Genomic DNA, 23289 nt, shown 5'->3' with positions numbered 1-23289 from the left:
GCCTGCGCGTCCGGGGTTTGTTCCTTAAAACCTTTCGTTATCATGGATGATGGCGTCCACTCTATTCCTCCTCATCAACCTTTTGGATTTATGAAATCCCTATTCTATAGTTTGCTTGTAGCCGTAGTGCTCACCTCTTGTTCGAAGGCCGACGAAGCCGTGAACGTTCAGCGCCTGGACCAGGACTTTATCGGGGCCTGGAACAGCCGGGATTCCGGCAAGATTACCGGTATGCTGGCCGACGACGTGAGCTTCGTGCAAGGCACCGCCCATTGGAAGGGCAAAGACGAAGTGGCGCAAAAATGGGTGCGCGAAACCCTGCCAACCATCAGCAGCCTGAAGACCAGTGTGGTCAGCTCGAACGTTGATGCCAACAGCGCCTACGAGGCCGGCACGTTCTCGGTAGATGTGCTACCGTCCGGCCCCGGCCAGCCCAGCGGCTTCGGCGAAGGCAACTACATCTTCCTGTGGAAAAAGGGGGCCGATAAGACCTGGAAGCTGAGCTACGCGCAGCTGGAAGACTTGCCAGTGCAGCGCCGGAATTAGGAAGTATTTACAATCTGCTGAGCAAGCCCCAGCGGGGCGGCATTCGTTCAACGAGTGTCGCCCCGCTGGGGCTTTGTCGTTCTTAACATAATCCCGGATTTACTACCGACATGCCGCCCCGCTGGGGCTAATGTGCTAATCCTCCGGGTAAGGCACGAAAACGAAGTTCGTAAACTCCTCGTCGAGCACAAATAGGCAGCAGAACTCGTCGGGGTCTTTATAGGTGGCTTGGAAGCCTTCGATGCCCTCTTCGCTAATGATGCCTTGCTGCACGAACAGTTCCAGGTAGCTGGCGAAGACGTGCCATTCCAAATTCAGCTCGTCGGCATTGACGAGCAGGCCGCCGAGGGGCACTTCCTGCTTGGCAAACACGAAAATGGGATACTTGCTGAAGTCACCCTTGCGGATTTGGGAAGAGGCTTCGAGCAGGGTATCGGACACGACGACGAAATCCTTGGTGATGGTGCCGAGGTATTTGCCGTTGAGTTCGGGGTCGTTGAAGTAGTCCATGATAATTATTAAACTCGTTGTTTAAACTGTCATCCTGAGCGCAGCGAAGGACCTTATCACGGTCGCGTCCTATCTAGGTTTGAATAAAAAGCCTCTCAGGATTGTCAATGGCAATTAAGACATCTTTTTTAGCTCGTGTCCAGCCTTTTAATTCCTTTTCGCGCGCAATAGCAGCATTAATATCCTGGTATTCTTCCACGTGCACCAAATTATAGCAGAAGTAGCGGCCCGCAAATGTTTGAGTTGAGCCTCTTTGAGTATAATGCTGCGTCATGCGGTTCGAAAGGTTGTTGGTGATGCCGATGTACAGTACTGTCTTAGCTGGATTGGTGGTGATATAAACGTAATACGACATAACAACGAATCGTTTAGACGTGATAAGGTCCTTCGCTGCGCTCAGGATGACAGGTGTTACTTCAACTCCAGCGCCACCACATTCTCCACGTGGTGGGTGTGCGGGAACATATCCACTGGCTGCACGCGGGTGACTTTATACGCGGCGTCGAGCATTTCCAGGTCGCGGGCCTGGGTGGCGGGGTTGCAGCTGATGTAGACGATGCGGGGCGCGCGCAGCTCTAGTAGGCGGGCTACTACGTCGGGGTGCATGCCGGCGCGGGGCGGGTCGGTGATGAGGACGTCGGGGCGGCCGTGGCGGGCGGTGAACTCGGCGGTGAGGATGTCCTTCATGTCGCCGGCGTAGAACTCCGTGTTGGTGATGTTGTTGATTTCGGCGTTGACGTGGGCATCGGCCACGGCTTGCTCCACGTACTCCACGCCGATGACTTTGCGGGCCTGGTGCGACACGAAGCTGGCGATGGTGCCGGCGCCAGTGTAGAGGTCGTACACCAACTCGTCGCCTTGCAGGTCGGCGAAGTCGCGGGCTACTTTGTAGAGCTGGTGGGCGCCTTCGGAGTTGGTTTGGTAGAAGGACTTGGGGCCGATGCGGAAGCGCAGGCCTTCCATCTCTTCCTCGATGTAGGGCTTGCCCTTATAGGTCACGATTTCCAGGTCGTGGAAGGTTTCGTTGCCCTTGCTGTTGAGGACGTAGTTGAGGGAGGTGATGCCGGGAAATTTGGCGTAGAGGGCGTCGAGCAGGGGCTCGATGGCTGGGTCGGCGTGGTAGCACTGCAGAATCACCATTAGCTCGCCGGTGCTTTGGGCGATGCGGATGATGAGGTTGCGCAACAGGCCGGTTTGGCGCACGAGGTTGTTGAAGGCCAGCCCGTGCTCGTGGGCATAGTCGCGGACGAAAAGGCGGATTTCATTGCTCGGCTCGGGCTGGAGCCAGCAGTGCTCCACGTCGATAATCTTATCGAAGCGGGTGGGCGTGTGGAAGCCCAGCACCTCGCGGTTGTAGGTGCGCGAATCGTCGTTAATCTGCTCGGTGGTCAGCCAGCCGTTGTCGCTGAAGGTGTATTCGAGCTTGTTGCGGTAGTAGGTGCGCTGCGGCGAGGAGAGGATGTGCGGAATCTCGGGCAGCGCCACTTTACCGATTCGGGTGAGCTGGTCGATGACCTGCTGCTGCTTGTAGTGCAGCTGGGCATCGTAGGTGAGATGCTGCCACTTGCAGCCGCCACAAACGCCGAAATGCTGGCAAAACGGCGTGGTCCGTTGCTCCGAATAGGAGTGAAACTTGACGGGAACGGCTTCGAGGAAGCTCTTCTTGGCCTTGGTAACGCGCAAGTCCACCACGTCGCCGGGGGCAACCTGGGACACGAAGATGACAAGGTTTTCGACCCGGACGAGGCACTTGCCCTCGGCCACCATGTCCTGGATTTTAACGTTGCGAAGTAACTCGGCGGGTATGTTTTTGGCTCTGCTCATAAGAACACAAAGCTACTGTCTGAACCACGGATTCATCCCGGCTCTCCGGATTTCAAGGCTGGGAGGGAAGGGGCTGAACAGAGTGTGACAAATTTTTACTTATGATGATTTCTGTCACGTTTAGAACGTGACATTTTTTTACTTATGTCAAATTATGTTACATTCTAAACGTGACACAATTTGCCATAAGTAAAAAAATGTCGCATAAATCTCGGGCGTTGGCGTACGTCTCTGATATGGCCGACTGATTTCGAGTTTCCGGTTTGTTATGGGAATGATGTGACGACTCGGCCTAATTGGGCGCGGACGCACGTTAGTGTAAGCTGGCCCTGACGCCGGTGGCTAAGAAAAAAGCCTCCCATCGGAGGCTTTTTTCTTGAGCTAGGAGGAAGCAAGGGTTATTTTACCACTTCGAACCAGTTTTTGAGGCTCGTGCCGTTGGGCAGGGTGAGGAGGTAGAAGTAGTTGCCGGCGGCTATGTTGTCGTCGCCACCCCAGTTGTTCTGGTAGTTGGTGGTTTTGTATACCTCGCGGCCCCAGCGGTTGAACACGGTGAAGGTGTTGTTGGGATAGAGCTGGATGTTGTCAATTACCAGCACGTCGTTCAGGCCGTCGCGGTTGGGAGTGATGATGTTATAGGTCTTGGTGTCGTTGGCGAAGTTCACGCCGGCCTCGTTCGAATTCGAGAGCAGGGGCGTGGCTCCGGTGCCGACGGCCACCACCCGGAAGTTCTGGTTGAAGCCCGCGCCCGTAACGGAGCCAGGGTCCGCGTTGGGGATGGTGGCTCGTAGTGGGTCGGTGCCGGGCACGGTTTTCACCAGAACGGCGGTGCCGGCATCAGTGCGCCGGAACACCTGGTACTCTTTCACGGGGAAGCCCGCGAAGGCATTCCAGGTGAGGGAGGTGCTGCCCTGGTCGTAGCCGCCGGTGCCGGGCGTGGCGGTAGTCACGAGGCGCACGGTCTGGGCCACGGTGCTGGAGAGCAGGGTGCCGCAGCCATTGGTGAGGTCGAGGCGGTATTCGTAGGAATTGGCCGAGGCATCAACCGAGCTGTTATCGGTGTAAGTAGTGGCCGAGGCCGCTACCGTGCCCACCGAAACGAAGCTGCCCGCGCCCGCCACGCGCCGCATGACTTGCACGGGGTTCGGGGTATTGCCGCTGCGGGGGGCGCTCCAGGTCAGGATAATCCGGCTGTTGCTGGCGGCATCAACTGAGGCGTTGGTCAGGGCAATAGCCGGGTTATCGAGCAGAATGGTGCGCGTGGTGGCGGGGCTGGCGCACAGGGCCGGGCTGGCGCTGGTTTCAACGACGCTGACCGAATAGGGGCCAGTGGCGTTAAACAAAACCGTCACCTGGCTGCTGGTGCCGCCGGCCGTGACGGTACCACCCACTACCGTCCACTGGTAGCTGGCGCCGGGGGCAGGGTTGGTAATGGCGTATTGCTGGGCCGTAGCCGTGTTGCACACAAAGCCCGAACCAGAGATGGTGGGGGCCGCCGGCGTGGGGCTCACCGTGAAGGGCGTGGTGTAACGGGGCCCGACACAGCCGGCCGTCGTGGTTTCCTGGGCCGTGAGCGAATAGGTGCCGGGGGCTGGCAGCGTGGCCAGCGTCCGGGTGTTGCCGGTGCCGGCCAGCGTGGTGCCATTGAGCTGGAACACGTAAGTCGACCCCGCAAAACCGCCGGGCAGCGAGAATGTGACGGGGCCATTGGTCTGGCACACGCGCACCGGGCTCACGATGGCCAGATTAGGGCGGGGCGAGGGGTTGATGAGCACCCGCAGCGTATCCGATGTGCCGCGGCAGATGCCGCCGCTGGGGTTGCTGGTTTCCGTCACAACGATTTTGCCGATGGTGGGCACCGTGACGGGCGCCCAGCTCACGGTCACGGTGTTTTGCAGCGTGCTCACCTGCGTGCCCCCGATAATCAACCAAGAGTAGCTGGAACCGTTGGCAAACGAGCCACTGCGGTAGGTGTAAGGACCATCGGCCTGGCACACGGAGCGGGGCGTTGGGGCCACCGCCACCACGTCGCCGGGGCCAGTCGGCCGCACGGTTTGCAGGATTTGATTAATAACGATGGGCAGCGTGGTGGTGTCTGAGGAGCAGCCCTGGGCATTCAAGCGGAATACCTTGAGGTAAGCCCCGGTAGTCGCCACGCCCCAGTTCACGGTTACCGCCGGGGTGCCCTGGCCGCTGGTAATGGCGCCTCCGTTAATCAGCCAGGTGTAAGCCGTAGCGGCCGGGCTGGGTACTGAATACGCAATGCCCGTCACGGTGGGGCAAACGGAAGCCGGACCGGTAATGCCTTCAGCGGCCGGCCGTGGGTTCACGGTCACGGTTACGGGGCTGGTGCTCACGCAGCCGTTGCTGGTCGTGGCCGTCAGGGTAAAGCTCACCGTGAGCGGATTGGCGGTGGTATTCACCCCCGTAAACACTGGCTGAGCGGCGGTAGCACTGCTCAGGCCCGTGGCCGGGCTCCAGCTGTAGGTGTAGCCTGGCAGGGCCGGCGTCCCCAGCGTGACGCGCTTGCCGTCGCACACCGACACGGCGGGGCCGGCATTGGCCACGGCGGCCGGGTTCACGGATATGGTCACGGTGCTGGTGCTCACGCAGCCATTGCTGGTAGTGGCCGTCAGAGTGAAGACGATGGGGGTGGGGTTCAGGCTGGGCAGCGTGAAGGTGGGATTGGCCACGGTAGTGCTGCTCAAGCCGGTGGCCGGGCTCCAGCTATAGGTGTAGCCCGGCACCGGGGCGGCCCCCAGGGTAGTGGTCGAGCCTGCGCACAGCGCCTGGTTGGCGCCAGCCACGGCCACGGCGGCGGGGTTGATGGTCACGTCCACGGTGGCCGTAGTCGAGCAGCCGTTGGCCGTGGTGGCCGTCAGGGTGTAGGTCCGGATAATGGGGGCGCCGGTGGTATTGATGCCCGTCACCGTTGGGTTGAGAATGGTGGGGTTGCTCAGGCCCGTGGTCGGGCTCCAGCTATACGTGGTGCCCGGCACCGCCGTGCCGCCCAGCGGTGCCGAAACCGTACCCGAGCAGAAGCTGATGGCCGGTCCCGGCGTGGCTACCGCGGCCGGGTTCACCGTTACTACCACCGTCGCGGTGGCCGGGCAGCCCAAAGCGCTGGTTGCCGTGACGGTGTAAGTCGCCGTGATGGGGGCGCCGGTGGTGTTGGGCAGCGTTACGGTGGGCTGGGCCACGGTGGTGCTGCTTAGGCCCGTGGCCGGACTCCAGCTGTAGGTATAGCCCGGCAGGGCCGGCGTGCCTAGCGGTGCCGATGCCACGCCCGAGCAGGTGGTGCGGGCCGGGCCGGCATCGGCCGTCGCGGCCGGGGTGACGGTCACATTCACGGTGCCGGTACTTGTGCAGCCGGCGCCAGTGGTTACGGTGAGGGTGTAAGTCGTTGTGATGGGGGCGCCGGTGGTGTTGGGCAGGGTCACAGTGGGCTGGGCCGTGGTGGTACTGCTCAGCCCGGTGGCCGGGCTCCAGCTGTAGGTGGCGCCCGCAATCGGGGCAGTGCCCAGCGGGGTTGAGGCTACGTTGGGGCACACATTGCGGTCGGGGCCCGCGTTGGCGGTGGGCGGTGGAGTCACGGTCACCGTCACGTTGGCCGAGGTAGTGCAGGTGCCGTCGGTGCCGGTTACAGTGTAAGTGGTGGTGGCGGTCGGCGAAACGGTCAGGCTCGTGCCGGTCGATGTCTGGCCACCGCCGGTCCAGGTGTAGGTGAGACCAGGCAGGCCGGTGACGTCGAGCGTGGTCGAGGCCCCGAGGCAGATGCTGGTGGCAGTAGCCGCCACCGCCAGCGCAGGCAGCGGGCGGATATCTACACTTTTCACCACCGAGTCGGTGGGGCAGCCAAACCCCGAGATGCCCTTCACTACAATGGTGCCGGTGGTGTTGGCATTGGCCCAAGTTACCTGCACGGCGTTGGTGCCCTGGCCGCCGGTGATGGTGCCACCCACCACGCGCCAGCGGTAGGAGGCCGGCACCGGGCCGGCAGCGGTGTAGGTGCGCGCCGTGCCCGGGTTGCACACCGTGGTCGGACCAGTGATGTCGTTGGGCGCCGCGGCGCGGGTCACAGTGATGCGGAACAAGTCGGAGGCCAGCTTGCCGCCGCAGCCGTTGTCTTTCACGGTCACGGCCAAGTCATAGGGCGTGGCGCGGGCATTGCCGCAAGCTGAGTTGAACACGAATGTGCCGCTCACGGCGCTATTGCCCGTGGCGGTAGCGGTGCCCGTCAGGTTGCCGGGCTGCACCACGCCGGGGCTGCCGTTGAAGGTGGTGTTAAAAGGGCCCGCGCCGTCGAGCAAGGCACTGTTCACCGTGAGCACCAGCGGGTGGTTGCTGCTTGCCTGCGTCGCCGTAATCGGAATGCTCAGGCTTTGGCCTTCCTCAATGGTGTAGTTACGAGGCGTAGTCGTTGTGGGGGGCAGCACCGGCGGCGGGGTGGGCGGACAAGTGGATACCACCAGCTGCAAGTCGCGCCGGGTGACGCCCAGCAGGACTTCGCTCCCATTGATGGTGCGGTATTCCGATACATCGACCGCGACACCGTAGAGGCCATTGGCCATGCCTCCGTATTTGGCAATCCCGGTAATGGCATTGATAAGCGCAAAGTTGCCGGCGCCCGGGCCAAACGGCGTCGCGGCGCTGAACCCTGGGAAATATGGAACGGTCTGTGGCAGCGGTGGAAAGGTGAAGCCCCCGTTGTTGAGAAACCCATAGGGCGTCCCAAACGAGTAAACCAACCGGTCACCGTCCGGGTCAACCGCGTTGTTGAGGGTAATGGTAGTGTCGTTGTTGCACACAATGGCCACGGCCGTATCCGAGAAAACCGGTGAGCGGTTCGTAATCAGCGGCGGGGCCATGCTCACGTACAGCGTCAGGGGGACGTTGCCACCACCCCCACTGTTGGGGTTGTTAATATTGGTTAGCGAATTGTTCCGGGCCGATACCGAGTACACGGCGTAGTAGCCTTCGAACGATACCGGCAGATTGACCGTCTGCACGTATTTGCACAGGTAAAAAGGCTGGCTGGGCCCCTGCACCGTGCAGCCCACCGGTACGGCGGGCGCAATGGGCGGAGGAAGATTAAAATTGCTGTTGCCGTTAGGCGAGGTGCGCTGAATAACGACAGTCTGGACTTTGGTGCCCGTGGTGCGGTTATAAAAGTCGACCTGCGCCAGAGTGGGCGGCGGCGCGTAGCCTGCCGGGTTGCTAAACCACAGGCCGTTGCTATACAGCGTCACCGTTATCTCGTAGCGAAACGGGCTGGCGGCCGGGCCATTAGCGTCGAGGTAGCGGTAGCTCATCTCGCCGCCCAGTAAGTGTGAGGCCTGCACCGGACGAACCCCTGGTATGAGCAGCGCCAGGAGAAGGGTCAGCCCAAAAAGAGGCCGGAGTAAAGTTTTGAACATATAAAAAAGTGAAGGGTAGGAAAGCGGCAGACCTTAGCCGACGACCACTTGGTCGTCGGCATTCGAAGGTTCAATTCAAGGAAAGGTAAGAGTGAAGGCAAGGCTGCGGGGCAGCTTACTCGCGCACCACGCGGCGCAGGGCGGTTTGGCCGCGGGCATCGCGCAGGCGTAGCACGTACACGCCCGCGGGCAGGCTGCTCAGGTCCAGTTCGGCATCGGCGGCCGGGCCCAGGCGCAGGGCGGTACGCAGGATAGTCGCCCCCAACAGGTTCTGCACCTCGGTGGCGTAGAGGCCGGCGGCGTTGGCATCGGGCAGGCGTAGGTGCAGGCGGCCGTCGAGGGTGGGGTTGGGGTAGAGGCTGAGGGCGGGCAGCGCCAGCGCATCGCGGCTGGCCAGAGGGCGTACCTGGAGCAGATAGTCCTCTACTTCCGCATTCAGGATGTTGGTAGCGCAAGGGAAGGCGGTGCTGGTATTAATGGCGACATTTATCCGCATGCGGAAGCTCCGCCCGCTAGCGGCGCTAGGAACCAGAAAATTGCTCGTGAACATGACACCCGTGGTTATGCCCGTGGCGACCAGCTCAGCCGCCTCGAACTGGCCATTGGTGTTCCAGTCGACCCACACGGTGGTGCGGTGGGTAGTGTTCAGGTTGGATAGCACCGTCAGGTTTACCTGGTTGGCGATGCTGATGGGCTGTGCCGTGTAGTTGGCGTAGCCACCGGTGGCGACCCCCGTAGAATTACTAAACGCGGGCTGGGCATTGGGCACGGCCACCGCGGAGATATAGAAGGGACTGGGGAGCGGGCCCCCCGCCCCGCCACCGCCGGTGCCATTGGAGGCGCAGTAGGTCAGGCAGGGTACCTGCACCGTCACGGCGTTGGGCTGGGTAGCAGTAGCGGTACCAATGATATTCGTGGCCGACAAGCTCACGGTGTAGGTGCCCGTGGTGGTGTACTGGTGCGAGGGGTTTTGCTGGGTGCTGGTGGTGCCATCGCCAAAATTCCAGAGCCAGGACGTGGGCGCATTGGTGCTGAGGTCGGTGAACTGAATGGGATTCGAGCAGGTGCCGGGCACGTAGCTGCTGCTGAAGTTGACGGTGGGCGGCGTGGTAACCGGCCAGAGAATGACGGTGTAGTCTTCGGCCTGTCCGCTGGCGGGGTTGGTGCAGGGGCCCGCAGTGGTGGAGCTTACAGCATCGGCTACCACGCGCAGGCGCAAGGGCTGGTTGAGTACCACGCCCGTCGCCGGAATGGTCAGGGTAGTGGTGGCACCCGGGGTGGCCGTGTTCAGGCTCTGATACAGCTGCTCGGCGGCGGTCAGCGTGCCGTTGTTGTCCTTATCAAGGTACACCCGGATGTCGTGCGCGTTGACGCCGCCCGTGGTGATAATCATTGGATAGGCGCTGCCCACGGTGAGGTCGGTGCGCTGGGGGCAGGTGAAGTCCTGGTAGCTCGCGCTGCCGTTGGCAGAGGTATTGTCAATCGAACCCAGCCGGAACCGGGTGATGCCGTAGTTGGCGAAGAAGTTGAGCGTCTGGGGTGTGCAGCTGGCCGCCAGCGGCACTACTGAGTTATAAGTAACGCTTGCGTTGGCTGGGGCGCTGGTGCCGGCCGCGTTGGTGGCCCGCAGCGTCACGGTATAGGTGCCGGCCGTGGTGTAGCAGTGGTTGGGGTTTTGCTGGGTGCTGGTGGTGCCGTCGCCAAAGTTCCAGAGCCAGGCCGTGGGCAGGTTCTGGCTGGCATCGGTAAACTGCACGCAGCCCGAGCAGGTAATGGTGCCGTTGGTGGTGAAGGCCGCCACTGGTGGGTTCACGTTGGCTATCAGTCGCACGCTGTAGTCTTCGGTTTGCGAATACTGGGGCGTGGAGCAGGCCGTGGGAATTATGCCCAGGGCGTAGTCGGCGGCCACGCGCATGCGCAGGTTGGTGCTGAGGGTGGCCGTGGCCGGCGGGGTGAGGGTACCGTTGTGTTGGATGCTGTTGTTGGAGCTGAACACCAGTTCGTTGGTGCCGGTGAAGGCTCCGTCGTTGTTATAGTCAATCCAGACCCGCACGTTTTCCGGCGCATTGAGGCCGGTGCGCACGCTGATGGGGTAGCTCTGGCCCACGGCCAGGGTTGCGTTGGTGGTGCAGCCGTAGTCCTGGTAGCCGTCGGCCTGGCCCACGCTGGTTTTGTTGATGAGGTTGTTGCCCACCGTCACGTTGAAGATGCCCATGTTGAAGCTGCCTGCCTGGGGGCTGGTGGCCCGGCCGGGGGTGCAGGTAGCCGCTATGGGGCAAGTCTGGCCGAAGGCCGCTGGCGATAACCCTACCATCAACAAAACAGCCGCAACGGCGGGGGTAACGCGAAACCGGGAATGTAAGCGTGGGGTCATACGGTATTTAAAAGGAGTTCAATAGAATAAAGTGGATAAATGTAAGCAGAAAAAGCACACAGTCCAGTTAAAATCGTTCACTGACAGACTTTCATCGGCTATCCCCTCAACCGGGCTAGCCAATGCTTGAATTTACGGGTGCTCTGCGCGCCAGCGGCTGGGCTGTTTTGGGGGCGCGGGTGGGGGTAATAAGGGCGCTCAACAATCGCAGCACTCGGCCGTAAGTTTGCAGCCCCTATTTACTCACTGCTCTTCCGGGGGCCGCTGCCGGATTGTTATTTTACTGTTATGTCAACACTCACCGTTCTCATTACGGGTGGCACATCGGGCATTGGCCGGGCCTGCGCCCTGGCCTTTGGCCGCGCCGGCTACCAGGTAGCCTTCACCGGTCGCGACGAAGCCAAGCTCGCCGACACGGCCCAGGTGCTGGCGGCTGCCGGCATTGCCCACCTGGCGGTGCGGGCCGATGTGGGCGACGAGGCCGCCGCTGCCCGCGCGGTACAGGAAACCGTGGCCCGCTTCGGCGGCCTCGATGTGTTGCTCAACAACGCGGGCATTTCCATGCGGGCGCGCTTTCAGGATGCTGATTTGGAAGTTATTAAGCGGCTGATGCAGACCAATTTTTTCGGCACCGTGTTCACCACCAAGTTTGCCCTGCCGCACCTGCTGGCCAGCAAGGGCAGCATTGTGGGCATTAGCAGCATTGCGGGGTACCGGGGACTGCCGGGCCGCACCGGCTACTCGGCTTCCAAGTTTGCTATGAATGGCTTCCTTGAAGCGCTGCGCACCGAATTGCTCGACCAGGGCGTGAACGTGCTCACGGCCGCACCCGGCTTCACCTCCTCCAACATCCGGCAGGTGGCGCTGGCTGCCGATGGCTCCGCCCAAGGCGAGTCGCCGCGCGATGAGGGCGCCATGATGAGCAGCGAAGCCGTGGCCGCCGAAATCCTCCGGGCCGTGCAGCAGCGCAAGCGCACGCTGGTGCTTACCGGGCAGGGGAAATTCACGGTCTTTCTGAATAAGTGGCTGCCGGGGGTAATGGACAAACTCGTGCTGAGTCACTTTCAGAAGGAGGAAAAAGGCGTGCTGTAGCAGCAACAAACAAAAAGCCCCGCAATTGCGGGGCTTTTTGTTTCACGTCTTTATGTAATCCGAGCAAAAGGAAGCGCATTACATCTGGCTTGCAGTTGCGCCGCAATTAGGTTACTGCTGGATGCGAGCTGCTTCGGCGGCGCTCAGCATGACCGACCGTTTAGGCAGGTTGACTACTGAGGTTACAGCGTCGCTTTTTGGGCCAGCTTCACGGCTTCGTACATATCTACTACGCCGCCCGTGACGGAAAGGGTGGAAAAATCAGCCTCCTTATCGGTGCCGGGCACTTTTACTTTGGTGTGGTGCACCCGGGCCGACTGCATGATGATGCGCTTGAGGTCAGTGGCGTTGAGCTTGGGGAAGTAGGACTTGAGCACCGCCGCCACGCCGGCCGTCACGGGCGAGGCCATGCTGGTACCGCTTTCGTTGCCAAACGTGCTGCCGGGCAAGGTGCTGAGAATGCCGACGCCGGGAGCGAAGACGTCCACCGCTTTTTTGCTGTAGTTCGAGAAGTTGGCCGTCAGGTTGGCGTTGTCCTTGGGACCGGAGGCGCCCACGGTGAGCAGGTTGGGAACCGGCGCTTTGTTGAGGTAGAACGAGGCCGGGTAATTGTCGGACACGTCGAGGTTGTTGTTCTCGTTGCCGGCGGCATGCACCAGCAGCACGTTCTTGCTGGCCGCGTATTTGAAGGCGGCCTCCACGGCCGGGCGCTGGGGCGAAAATTCCTTGCCGAAGCTCATATTGATAATCTGCGCGCCGTTGTCGACGGCGTAGCGGATGGCGTTGGCCACGTCCTTGTCGCGCTCATCGCCGTCGGGCACGGCCCGTATGGTCATGATGCGCACCGGGTCGGCGGCAATGCCTTGCACGCCCAGGTTATTGTCGCGTACGGCCGCGATGATGCCCGATACGTGGGTGCCGTGCAGCGGGTCGGGGCCCTGAATGTCGTTGTTGCCGTAGAAGCGCTGGGTCATGTCCTCGGGGTTATCCTTCACGATGTCGGCGCGGGGGTTGAAGTCCAGGTTGAGGGAGTTTTCCAGCATGCTGCGCTCCTGCTTGGCACCGTCTTCCAGCTCTTTGAGCAGGGCATCGGCGTCGGTGGCGCCGGTTTGGTTCATCATTTCGAGCATGCCGGCCACGGCGCGCTTCATGTTGGGGTCGTCGGTTTTGGCGTTGCGCAGGGTGGTGGTGTCCAGCTTCTCGGTGCCGAGGGCCTGCTTCATGTTGTTTACCATCATGGTGAGCGGGCCGACCATGCTTTCTACCTGCTGGTTGCGCTCGGTTTCCTCCTTGAGGCGGGCGGCGTAGGACTTTTCAGCTTTTTGATATAGGGCGAAAGCCGCCTTGTCGGTGGCCTTCACAGTAGCGGCGGTTTTGCCCTTGAAGCGCTTGCGGCCGGCGGCCACGATGCGCGTCATTTCGAGGGTCTCGGCGTTGATGTTGCGGCCGTCAGGCCCGCCGAGGAAGTTCCAGCCGTGCACATCGTCCACGTAGCCATTCTTGTCGTCGTCGATGCCGTTGCCGGGGATTTCCTTGGTATTGGTCCACAGCACCGGCTTGAGGTCGACGTGCGTGGTGTCGATGCCGGAGTCAATCACGGCCACCACTACGGGCGTTGGGGTCAACGATTTCAGCAACTCGGTATACGTGCGGGTGGCGCCCACACCGGGCACTTTGTCGAGCTGCGGGTCTTTCAGGTACCACTGGGCGGCGCTTTGGTCGCCGATGGGCGCCGGCTTGGCTGCGGGAGCCGGGGCGGCGGGGGCCACTGGTGCGGTAGCCGGCGCGGGCGTGCTCACGGCGGTAGAGGCGGTGGGCACGGTGGCCTGCGGCCGGCGGGCACACGAAGAAAACAGCGTGGCGGCCAGCAGCAGCGGCAGCGAAACGCGGGGAAAGGTAACCGTCATACAAACAAGAATAAGGCCGCGCATCCGGGCAGCCGCTGTGAGGAAGTAAACCGAAAACGGTGCAAATGAAGTTCAGCGGAGGCAAAGACGAGCCCGGTGGGCCCAATGTTGCGCGGGCCGCTATGCCCCCGGCAACGCGGACGGCCCGGCCCCCGGCCCCACCACCACGGCCAGCAGCGCGTCCTCGGCGGTGGGGGTGAGGCGCCAGTAGCGCCAATAGCTGCGGTGCTCCCAGGTGGTGAGGCCCAGCTCGCTCAGGCGGGCGATGACGCGCGCGGCGGCTCGGTTGGGCAGGCCGGCTGCCGCACCCAATTCGCTGGTGGTTTGCTCGGGGTGCTGCACGAGGGCCAGCAGCATGCGTCCCATGCGCAGGCGGCTCCGGGCGTCGCGCAAGGGATAGGTGCGACCCAGCCACGCTTCTATCCGGGCCTGGACGGCGGCTGGCTCCGGGCTGAGCGGTGGGGGCGGCGGGGGATTGTCGCGCTCGGCGATGCGCCGGGCAAAAGCCGTTGCGAGGTTATCGGGGGTATCGGACATTGCCAGGGAGATGTAGGGCTAATTCAGCTAGACTATTGGCTAACTTACATAATATTCGGCTAATTACTATTCATATAGTGGTTATTACATCGCCTAATTTGGCTTACACACAGGCCATGTAGTCTATCTCATGGCCAATTATGAATGTTTCATCTTACTGTGGGGCATATACAAGACCTTATATGGCTTACACATTCTACTACGAGGCTTTTACAACGTCCATTATGACTTACACAGTGTATTTGGTGGCTTACACAGCTTATTTTAGGGCTAACATGGGCTGTGCTATGATTAAAGTAGCGCGAATTCTGTGGTTTACGTCTCTGAACGATGGCCAAACGACTTTTAACGGTGCGGGGACGCGAACTATAGGGTTCGCGCTACATTCGCACTGTTTTGGTCTGGCTTTGACCTGATGACGTGGGTAATCAGGAGCTTCACGGGCTGCCTCCCGTTTTTTGCGCATGATACGTTTGCTCTGTTTGCTGCTGCTTGGCCTGCTGCCCTACGTGGCCGGGGCCACCGCGCAAACGCCGGACTGGCTGGTCTACCACGGGGATACGCTGCGTCTGTATTCGAACCCGTTGGAGCAGTGGCTTAAGCGGCTGCCGCAACGGCCGGCCGAACTGCGCGGCGATGGCTCCACGGCTTGCTGGCGGGGCTACGAGGCCACCTGGCAGCTGGATAATGACCGGCTTTACCTGGTGGCCGTGCGGCCCTGCGGCGGCCAGCCAATATCGGTGGCCGTCCTGCGGCAGTGGTTTCCATTGGATGACCCCCACCGGATTAGCGCGACCTGGGTCACGGGGGAGCTGGACGTGGTGCTGGGTAACTTGCTGCACTACGAGCACCTGGGCTCCGGGTCCATTTATGAAAAAGATTGGTTGCTGACCTTCGCCGAGGGAAAGCTGGTGGGGGAGCGGACCTTTAATAATAGCGGCTGCAATACACGGTCGTTCAGCAGAGGGGAAGACTTTACAAAGCAGTTATACTATGCCCTGAATTGGTCGCGGGTGCCTGTGCAAGCAGGAACGGAGGCAAAGCAGGTCTTCATCGAGTTTCGGCCCGATAGTACCGGGCATCGCTGTCGGGTGGTGCTGCGGAAGGGCAGCGGCTCGCCTTATGATTCGCTAGCGATGGCGGCGGCCCGCCAGGTGGCACGCCAGGAGTGGGGCGCCTGCTACCGTTTGGGCCGCTGGCAGCCGTGGACCTGGACGGTTCCTCTACGGTTCACGGAAGATAACCGGCGGCGCTACGCAGTTACTCGCCCAAGGGGCAACCGGTAATTGCCTTGGCCGGCGAATAGTTGGCGCGGGCCAGGGGGGCGCGTCATCGGCTGGCATCGGTGGCAACGGCTGGCGCTGGTAACTTCACGGCCTCAATTCCGGTTTCTTCGCTCATGCGCTCATCGTTCCGCTTTCTTGCCCTCGGGGCATTTGTTGTTCTCCATTCTGCCTTTTTCAGGGGCAAGGCCCTGGCCCAAACGCCCAAGACCTACACGTCTTCGGACATATTGCTGGGGCTGAAAAAGCTCAATGTGCTGGGCTCGGTGCTTTACATCGCCGCCCATCCCGACGATGAAAACACCCGCCTCATCGCCTACATGGCCAATGAGCGGCTGCTCGAAACCGGCTACCTGAGTTGCACCCGCGGCGACGGCGGCCAGAACCTCATCGGCCCCGAACTGCGTGAGGGACTCGGGGTGATTCGCACGCAGGAGCTGCTGGCGGCCCGGCGGCTGGATGGCGGCCGGCAGTTTTTCACCCGTGCCAACGACTTCGGCTTCTCGAAAACCTCGGACGAGACCTTCAACATCTGGGACAAGGAGCAGGTGCTGGCCGACATGGTGTGGGTTATCCGCCAGCGCCGGCCCGATGTGCTCATCACCCGCTTTCCGCCCGACCCGCGCGCCGGCCACGGCCACCACCAGGCCAGCGCCATCCTCGCCGCTGAGGCCTTCGACGCGGCCGGCGACCCCAAGCGCTTCCCCGAACAATTGAAATACGTGCAACCCTGGCAGCCCAAGCGCCTGTTCTGGAACACCGGCAGCTTCTTCGTGAAGCCCGGCGAAAACATGGATGGCTACCTCAAATTAGATGCGGGAGGATACAATCCCCTGCTGGGCCAGAGCTACGGCGAAATCGCAGCCCGCAGCCGCTCCAACCACCGCAGCCAGGGCTTCGGCTCGGCCGCCCAGCGGGGCGAGGCGCTGGAGTATTTCCAGCAGGTGAAAGGGGAGAAGGCCACCAAAGACCCGTTCGAGGGCGTGGATATGACTTGGAACCGGGTGCCCGGCGGCGCGGCCGTGGGGAAATTGATTGAGGAGGTGATTCGCAAGTATGACCCGAGCAACCCGAGTGCGAGCGTGGCGGGGCTGCTGAAAGTGCAGGCAGCTACAAACAAGCTATTCACGCAGAAAGACGAGTATAATTCTTCTAGTGTCCTCTGGGTACAAGAAAAAAAACTTGAGCTAGATAAGTTAATTCAAGCTAGCATTGGTCTCTATTTAAACGCTACTTCAGCGGTGTCTACATTAACTCAGAATAGTGTATCCGACTTAACAATAAGCGCCATAAATCGGTCTGCCATCCCGATTAAACTAATTGCAGTAACAACTGGTGATTCGCAGCAGGATTCGGAATTACGCACTAAAAGCAGTGCTAGCTTAATGTACATTCCAGGGGCTGTAATTGACGAAGAAGTTGGGCCAGGTAAAACCATTGAAAAGGTTTACCCACTTCGAATACCGGTACAGCAAAGTATTTCCCAACCATATTGGTTACGGAGTTCCCCGACCATTGGAATGTATGTAATTCCCGATACAGTCGAAATAAAGCGTTCTAAGGTGCATGGTCACTCTTCTGTAATTAGAGCAGTTTTAAAAAAAGATGTACTAAGCTTACCCGAGAATTTTCCGGTCACAATTATTGAATTTCTGGTCAGTATAAATAAAGAAATACTAAACTTTATCGTCCCTGTCCAATACAAACACACCGACCCTGTGCTAGGCGAACTCTACCAGCCGCTGGCCGTGGTGCCGCCGGTTATGGTGAACCTGCCGCCCGCCCGTTCCTACGTCTTCGCCGATGCCCAGCCCAAGACCGTGCCCGTCACGCTGCGGGCCGGGCGCGCCGGGGTGAGCGGCAGCCTGGCCCTGGCCCTGCCCGCCGGCTGGAAGTGCGCGCCCGCCACCGTCCCCTTCACCCTCGCCGCCAAAGACGAGGAGCTGACCGTGAACTTCCAGGTGCATCCCCTGGCTGGCGCCGCGCCCGGCCGTGCCGAGCTACGCGCCACCGCCACCGTGGCCGGCCAGGCCTACGCCCGCGGCATCCAGAAGATTGAGTACCCGCACATCCCCACGCAGTTCCTCTTTCCCGAAGCCGTGGCCCCGCTGGTGAAGCTCGACCTGAAGCGGCGCGGCCAGAACGTGGCCTATCTCATGGGCGCGGGCGACGAAGTGCCCGACGCCCTGCGCCAAATCGGCTACACCGTGACCCTGCTCAAGCCCGAAGACCTCACGGCGGCAAACCTGAAGAAATACGATGCCCTGGTGGTCGGCATCCGCGCCTACAATACCGTGGACCGGCTTAAAACCCAGCAGCCCGAAATCCTCAAATACATCGAACAGGGCGGCAACGTGGTGGTGCAGTACGTGGTGAACCGTGGCACGGTGCTGCCGCAAATCGGTCCGTACCCCTTCACCATGTCGGCTGACCGTGTGACGGTGGAAGATGCCCCCGTGACGCTCTCGAAACACCCACTGCTGAAGGCCCCGAACACCATCACGGAGCAGGATTTCAAGGGCTGGGTGCAGGAGCAGGGCTTGTACTACCCCTCGCAGTGGGACCCCAAGTACCAGACTGTCATTTCGAGCCACGACCCCGGCGAGTCGGCCAAGGAAAGCGCCATTCTGGTGGCTGATTATGGCAAGGGGCACTACATCTACACCGGGTTGTCGCTGTTTCGGGAGCTGCCGGCGGGGGTACCGGGGGCGTACCGGCTTATCACCAATATGATTTCCTACGGGAAGGAAGCGGCGCAGTAATGGGCGCGATAATTTGCGCCTCGTCGTTGAACCGAAGGTCGGCGTAGCCAACGACCGGAACTACCAAACGTATTTTTGCTTCATGCCCGCACCCATCACCTCCCTCGACCAGCTCGACCCGAACGGCTCCTACTCCTACGCCGACTATGTCAGCTGGCAGTTTACCGAACTTGTGGAATTGCTGCGCGGCAAAATCATGCGCCGCATGAGCGCGCCCACCGACCGGCACCAGGACTTAGTGGGGGAACTGCACTTCCAATTGAAGGCGCACCTGCGGCGGCAGCGCTGCCAGGTGCGCGTGGCCCCCTACGACGTGCGCCTGCCCAAGCGCGGCACAACGGCCGACGCGGCCATTCACACCGTGGTGCAGCCGGACATCTGCGTCATTTGTGACCCGACCAAGATAGAGTCCCGGGGCTGTCTGGGCCCTCCCGACCTGATTATTGAAGTGGTATCGCCCCGCACCGCCGCCCGCGACTGGAAAGATAAATTCGACCTCTACGAAGAAGCCGGGGTGGGGGAATACTGGATAGTGCTGCCCCACGATAACGACCTGTCGGTGTTCGTGCTGGACGAAACCACCGCCCGCTACCGCTTGGTGGGCGAGTACGCCGGGCCGGGGCCCATTCCGTGCCGCACCCTGCCGGGCCTGAACCTGGATTGGGCCGATGTATTCTCAGACAATCCGGCCTAGCGCCTCACGCCCGGCTCCAATTCAATTAATTCCCTGCGCCTACTCGGTTCCTCCTCTCGGGGGCCGGGGGTGAGGCGTACGTTCGCACATGCTCACAGTAGAAAAAATCGGCGGTACTTCCATGACCGCCTTCGCCGATGTCCTCCAGAACATCATCTTCCACAACCGCCAGGGCGCGGAGCTATACAACCGCATTTTCGTGGTTTCCGCCTACGCCAACGTCACCAACTGGCTGCTCGAAAACAAGAAAACAGGGGCTCCCGGCGTCTATCACCACATCACCCAGTACCGGGAGTTTCGGCAGGCGCTGCAAGACGTGGCCACCAAACTCAAGGCCCTGAACAAAACCTACGAGCCCCTGGGCCTCGACCTGGCCGTGGCCGACGCCGCCATTCAGCAGCGCATCAATCAGGCCCAAACTTACCTCGAAAGCCTCACCAACGTGCTGGCGTCGGGCTATGTCAATAGTGCCAACATCCTCCAGGCGGCCCGCGAAATCCTGGCCTCCATCGGCGAAGCGCACTCGGCTTTCAACTCCGTTAATATCCTGCAAAACCGGGGCGTGAATGCCACCCTCGTCGACCTCAGCGGGTTCGACGATGCGGAAGCGCTAACGATTGACGAGCGCATTAAGCAGGCCTTTGCCGGCATTGATTTTACCCGGACCATCTGCATTGCCACCGGCTACACCAAGGGCACCGAGGGCATCATGCGCGAATTCGACCGGGGCTATTCCGAAGTCACTTTCAGCAAGATTGCGGTGGCCGTGCGGCCCCAGGAGGCCGTTATTCATAAGGAGTACCACCTCTGTTCCGCCGACCCGCAGCTGGTGGGCCTCGACCAGTGCCGCCCGGTCGGCTTCACCAACTACGACGTGGCCGACCAGCTGGCCGACGTCGGCATGGAGGCCATTCACCCCAAGGCTTCGAAGCCGCTCGAAATAAATGCCATCGACCTGCGCATCAAAAACACCTTCGAGCCCGAGCATCCCGGCACGCTCATCACCCGCGACTATGTATCGACCAAAAAGCACGTCGAAGTCATCACCGGCACCGATAGGGTAGTGCTTATTGACGTTTACGACCCCCTGATGGTGGGCACCGTGGGCTTCGACTTACATCTGATGCAGGCCTTCTACGACCTCGACATCAGCTACATTTTTAAAGCCACCAGTGCTAATAGCATCACGTTGCTTATCTGGGAGAAAGACCTCAAGGCGGAGCTGGTGGCCGCGCTGGAAGCCCGATACGAAAAGGTGACCGTCGAGAACGCGGCCATGGTCTGCCTCATCGGCTCCAACATCGACGAGCCCGGTCTGCTGGCCCGCGCCGCCGGCGCGCTGGCCGACGAAGGCATCAACATCCTCAGTGCCGGCTTCACCCTGCGCAAGGTGAACATTCAGCTCATCGTCAGCCGCGAACAGTACGAGGACTCCATCATCGCCCTGAATAAGGCGCTGGGATAACGAGAGGGGAGATTAATATGCTTAAGTGCAGCAGGACGGTCTTTTCAGCGTGATGGTCTCCCATCCTCAGTATGATGTTACGGGCTTTTTGATGCATACTTATTTGATGACGCTCCGTCAGTTCTTGCGCTTCACGGCCCTCTCGCTGCCGGCCTGTGCCTTGCTCATCTTCTGGTTCGACCAGCCCCTGGCTTCGTTCATTCACCAGCATTTTGGCTGGGCAGTGCCATTCTTCGGCCCGCTCACGGCCCGCGCCGATGCCATTCACAATGCGCTGATGACACATGTGCTGGGCTTGCCCATCATCTTTTTGGCATTGGGGCTGGCCTTCGCAATTGGCCGCTACGCTCTGAAAAAACGCGGTGCGACCATCTTCCTTGTGCTCCTGCTCACGCATGAGTTCAGCATGGTGCTGGCCAAGGTGCTGAAGGGCGTGGTGCACCGGCTCCGGCCGGAAGTGCAGTTCGGCGCGGGCTATACCGGCTCGGGTCTGTGGGCAACGGGGCCGCACAACGATTCTTTTCCATCCGCGCACACTGCCATTTATTTCAGCCTGTTTCTGCCCCTGGCCGTGGCATTTCCGCGCTGGCAGGGGCCGTTGCTAGTCCTGCCGGGCCTTATTGGGCTGGGGCGGCTGGTGCTGGGCGCGCACTACCTAAGCGACGTCTGGTTCTCGCTGTGGCTAGTGGTCGCCCTCACGTTCTTGTTCGGGCTGTTAGGCCGGCCCCGGCCTGCTAGAGCCGATGCTGTGGAGGCGTAACCAATGGAGCGGGTCGGGAACCTTGCGTGACCCTACGGGGCAGGCCCCAATTTGCTTGAGGCGCGAAGCCAAAAGGGAAGGTAGCCGGACGACTTGGACATAGATTCCAAAAAAAACGGCTCCGACCAATAGGACGGAGCCGTTTAAAGTAAACAAGCCGAGGCTTGCAGCAATCCCTTGGCTTAACTATATCCAATGGCCGCGCTTAACTCGCAGTGATAGGTGCCGGGCTATTTACCCATTTTCTTAGCTTCAGCCACCAATTCGTCGTTCATTTTGGCGTACTCGGCATTCGGTGGGGTGGCGGCGAGGGCGGCTTTTTTCGACGCTTCGGCCGCTTTTGTGGCTCCGGCGTAATCTTTCATTTTGAGGCGGATTTTGGCTTCCGTGTTCAGGTTCCAGAACTTGGTGGGCTCGGCGGCATTGGCTTTTTCTATCCAGGCCAGGGCTTGCTTCAGGTCCTTATTATTGTCTAAGTAATACACCGCGGCTGAGGCTAGGTCCACGGGGGCGGGGCTGGCGCTTTTGGTGATTTTCTCGTCAATCTGGGCCATTACCTTGGTGTCCACATCGGCCACTACCTTGAATTTAACACCGGTCAGCTCCCATTCTAGGGCTACGTTCGCGGTGGCCGGGGTCAGATCGACAAAGCCGATGGTGAAGGTTTCTACCTTGCTACCGAGCTTATAAGGCTTAACGATGAAAGAAGCTACATCATCGGCTTTTTTGAAGCCTTTCACCTCAGAGCCTTGCTTGAGGGCCTTATTCAGCACTACGGTCCACTGCGTTTTGCCAGGAATGGTGTAGATGCCGTATTCGCCGGCCGGTACTTTCTTACCTTCCACGGTCACATCATCCGAAAACTTGATGCTGGTAGTGGCATTGGCACCGGTGCGCCAGCGCTGCCCAAATGGAACAACTGCCTTGGTCGTCGAATCGCCAAAAATAGGCCGGCCCTTCACACTCGGGCGCGAGTACACGATGGTAACATCCGTCAGACCTACGCGTTGCGTCACTGTGCTTTTAGGACTGGGCTGGGGAGTGGTGATTTGAGCATGGGCAGCCGGAGCGGCCAGCAGCGTAACGGCCGTAGCCAGGGTAGTGGAGAAATTCAGCAAATGCTTGCTCATCAGCGGGAAAAAAGGTTAATGGGATAATTGTGAGGGCTAAAATTACAAAGGTTGTGCCAGGCATGTGGCTTTTGGAGGAATGAGTAACAACAAGAACTTGGGTGAATCCACGATTTGTGCTCCGCTCGCAAGCCATACTATCAGGCTGACGTGGAGCATTCCAAGCCCGGAGCTAAGTGCCCATCAGAAAGTGCTTAGGAACGTCGCGCAGCCTTGCAATTTGCCGCGTCATAATATTAGCCCTGTACCTTTGCCCCTCTGGATGCAGATGTGCGCTGAGCTGCTGAGAAAGCAGTTCTGGGGTACTAAGAAGTTCTCGGACCTGCTCAAAAGTACAAGTTAGTACAAAGCCGGTGTAGTAGGCAGCATACCGCTTTCTCTCAAGCAAACATAAATACTTTCAGTGTCTTCCATCCAACAAACCAACGGTTTACCAGCTGCTTCTGATGCCGCAAATGACCTTGAAGCCCGCATTCGTCGCAAGCTCACTCGCCAACGGTTTATGCACCTCATCGGGGCCGATTTGACGACGATAACTGCCGGTCGCGTCGAGGCCGAGCTAGCGATGGCCGAACAGCATCAGCAGCAGCGCGGCTTTGCCCACGGCGGCCTCATCGCCACCATGGCCGATTTGGTGGCCGGCTTTGCCGCCGTCACCCTCGTGCCGGATGATTTCGGCGTCGTCACCTCCGATTTAAAAATTTCTTACCTCAATCCCGGCGTCGGTCAGAAATTAAAAGCAATCGGTTGGGTGTTGAAAGCTGGGCGGCGCCTACACTTCTGCGAAGCCGAGGTGTGGTGCGATGACCTGCTGATTGCCAAGGCCAGCGCTACCATGGCCGTAATTGAGCCAGCTCCTTGAAACGGAATTTATGAACTCAATACAATTGCGCCTGGAACGGTGGTTACAAACCATTCTCCTAACTGAAAAACCTAGTGAGAAAATTGTTGCCTTTCGTTTTGGGCTATCCGAAGAAGAGGAAGGTTA

The 23289-nt window shown here is 60.3% G+C and carries 16 protein-coding genes; 8 read left to right on the top strand and 8 right to left on the bottom strand.

The genetic code is table 11. The features are described from left to right. Window positions 1–90 precede the first annotated feature (90 nt). The gene (locus tag WX88_RS12595; RefSeq protein WP_046244739.1) at window positions 91–546 is read left to right on the top strand and encodes a YybH family protein; all 456 of its coding nucleotides are present in this window, start codon (window positions 91–93) and stop codon (window positions 544–546) included. Between the two features lie 135 nt (window positions 547–681). Here the strand turns inward: WX88_RS12595 and WX88_RS12590 are convergent, their stop codons facing one another. From WX88_RS12590 to WX88_RS31990, 5 genes are all read right to left on the bottom strand, one after another. Continuing rightward, window positions 682–1056 carry a hypothetical protein gene (locus tag WX88_RS12590; protein ID WP_046244738.1) on the bottom strand — a complete coding sequence of 125 codons (375 nt, stop codon included), beginning with the start codon at window positions 1054–1056 and terminating at the stop codon, window positions 682–684. A gap of 73 nt (window positions 1057–1129) precedes the next feature. Continuing rightward, window positions 1130–1411 carry a GIY-YIG nuclease family protein gene (locus WX88_RS12585; protein ID WP_046244737.1) on the bottom strand — a complete coding sequence of 94 codons (282 nt, stop codon included), beginning with the start codon at window positions 1409–1411 and terminating at the stop codon, window positions 1130–1132. A 56-nt stretch (window positions 1412–1467) separates the two neighbouring features. After that, on the bottom strand, window positions 1468–2880 hold the full coding sequence (gene rlmD / locus WX88_RS12580) for a 23S rRNA (uracil(1939)-C(5))-methyltransferase RlmD (RefSeq protein WP_046244736.1): 1413 nt from the start codon (window positions 2878–2880) through the stop codon (window positions 1468–1470). Between the two features lie 398 nt (window positions 2881–3278). Then, complete coding sequence (locus WX88_RS12575) at window positions 3279–8297, bottom strand: gliding motility-associated C-terminal domain-containing protein (RefSeq protein WP_046244735.1); 5019 nt, start codon at window positions 8295–8297, stop codon at window positions 3279–3281. A gap of 115 nt (window positions 8298–8412) precedes the next feature. After that, on the bottom strand, window positions 8413–10671 hold the full coding sequence (locus tag WX88_RS31990) for a GEVED domain-containing protein (protein WP_156176099.1): 2259 nt from the start codon (window positions 10669–10671) through the stop codon (window positions 8413–8415). Window positions 10672–10959: 288 nt separating this feature from the next. On the opposite strand from WX88_RS31990, the gene WX88_RS12565 reads away from it, so the two are divergent. After that, complete coding sequence (locus tag WX88_RS12565; protein WP_046244733.1) at window positions 10960–11763, top strand: SDR family oxidoreductase; 804 nt, start codon at window positions 10960–10962, stop codon at window positions 11761–11763. 182 nt (window positions 11764–11945) lie between these two features. Here WX88_RS12565 and WX88_RS12560 read toward each other — a convergent pair whose 3' ends face one another. Together WX88_RS12560 and WX88_RS12555 are read right to left on the bottom strand one after the other, a co-directional pair. Next, complete coding sequence (locus WX88_RS12560; protein WP_082116005.1) at window positions 11946–13670, bottom strand: S8 family peptidase; 1725 nt, start codon at window positions 13668–13670, stop codon at window positions 11946–11948. A 120-nt stretch (window positions 13671–13790) separates the two neighbouring features. Continuing rightward, the gene (locus WX88_RS12555) at window positions 13791–14207 is read right to left on the bottom strand and encodes a helix-turn-helix domain-containing protein (protein WP_046244732.1); all 417 of its coding nucleotides are present in this window, start codon (window positions 14205–14207) and stop codon (window positions 13791–13793) included. Between the two features lie 464 nt (window positions 14208–14671). Between WX88_RS12555 and WX88_RS27595 the strand changes: the two genes are divergently transcribed. From WX88_RS27595 to WX88_RS27590, 5 genes are all read left to right on the top strand, one after another. After that, complete coding sequence (locus tag WX88_RS27595) at window positions 14672–15493, top strand: hypothetical protein (RefSeq protein ID WP_156176098.1); 822 nt, start codon at window positions 14672–14674, stop codon at window positions 15491–15493. Between the two features lie 113 nt (window positions 15494–15606). Next, window positions 15607–18252, top strand: a complete 2646-nt coding sequence (locus tag WX88_RS12545; RefSeq protein ID WP_046244731.1) for a PIG-L family deacetylase — start codon at window positions 15607–15609, stop codon at window positions 18250–18252. An 82-nt stretch (window positions 18253–18334) separates the two neighbouring features. Then, window positions 18335–18946, top strand: coding sequence for a Uma2 family endonuclease (locus WX88_RS12540; protein WP_046244800.1), 612 nt, complete (start codon window positions 18335–18337; stop codon window positions 18944–18946). A gap of 88 nt (window positions 18947–19034) precedes the next feature. After that, on the top strand, window positions 19035–20411 hold the full coding sequence (locus WX88_RS12535; RefSeq protein WP_046244730.1) for an aspartate kinase: 1377 nt from the start codon (window positions 19035–19037) through the stop codon (window positions 20409–20411). Between the two features lie 91 nt (window positions 20412–20502). Continuing rightward, window positions 20503–21171 carry a phosphatase PAP2 family protein gene (locus WX88_RS27590; protein WP_197076769.1) on the top strand — a complete coding sequence of 223 codons (669 nt, stop codon included), beginning with the start codon at window positions 20503–20505 and terminating at the stop codon, window positions 21169–21171. Window positions 21172–21401: 230 nt separating this feature from the next. On the opposite strand, the gene WX88_RS12525 is transcribed toward WX88_RS27590, so the two are convergent. Next, window positions 21402–22301, bottom strand: a complete 900-nt coding sequence (locus WX88_RS12525) for a DUF2911 domain-containing protein (RefSeq protein ID WP_046244729.1) — start codon at window positions 22299–22301, stop codon at window positions 21402–21404. 403 nt (window positions 22302–22704) lie between these two features. Here WX88_RS12525 and WX88_RS12520 point away from each other — a divergent pair, with 403 nt between their 5' ends. Continuing rightward, window positions 22705–23163, top strand: a complete 459-nt coding sequence (locus WX88_RS12520; RefSeq protein WP_316932325.1) for a PaaI family thioesterase — start codon at window positions 22705–22707, stop codon at window positions 23161–23163. The last annotated feature ends 126 nt before the right edge of the window (window positions 23164–23289 follow it).

This window comes from Hymenobacter terrenus, from assembly GCF_000972495.1.
Classification (GTDB): domain Bacteria; phylum Bacteroidota; class Bacteroidia; order Cytophagales; family Hymenobacteraceae; genus Hymenobacter; species Hymenobacter terrenus.
Note: the sequence above shows the minus strand (reverse complement) of the source record. Positions and strands in the feature narration are given on the sequence as shown.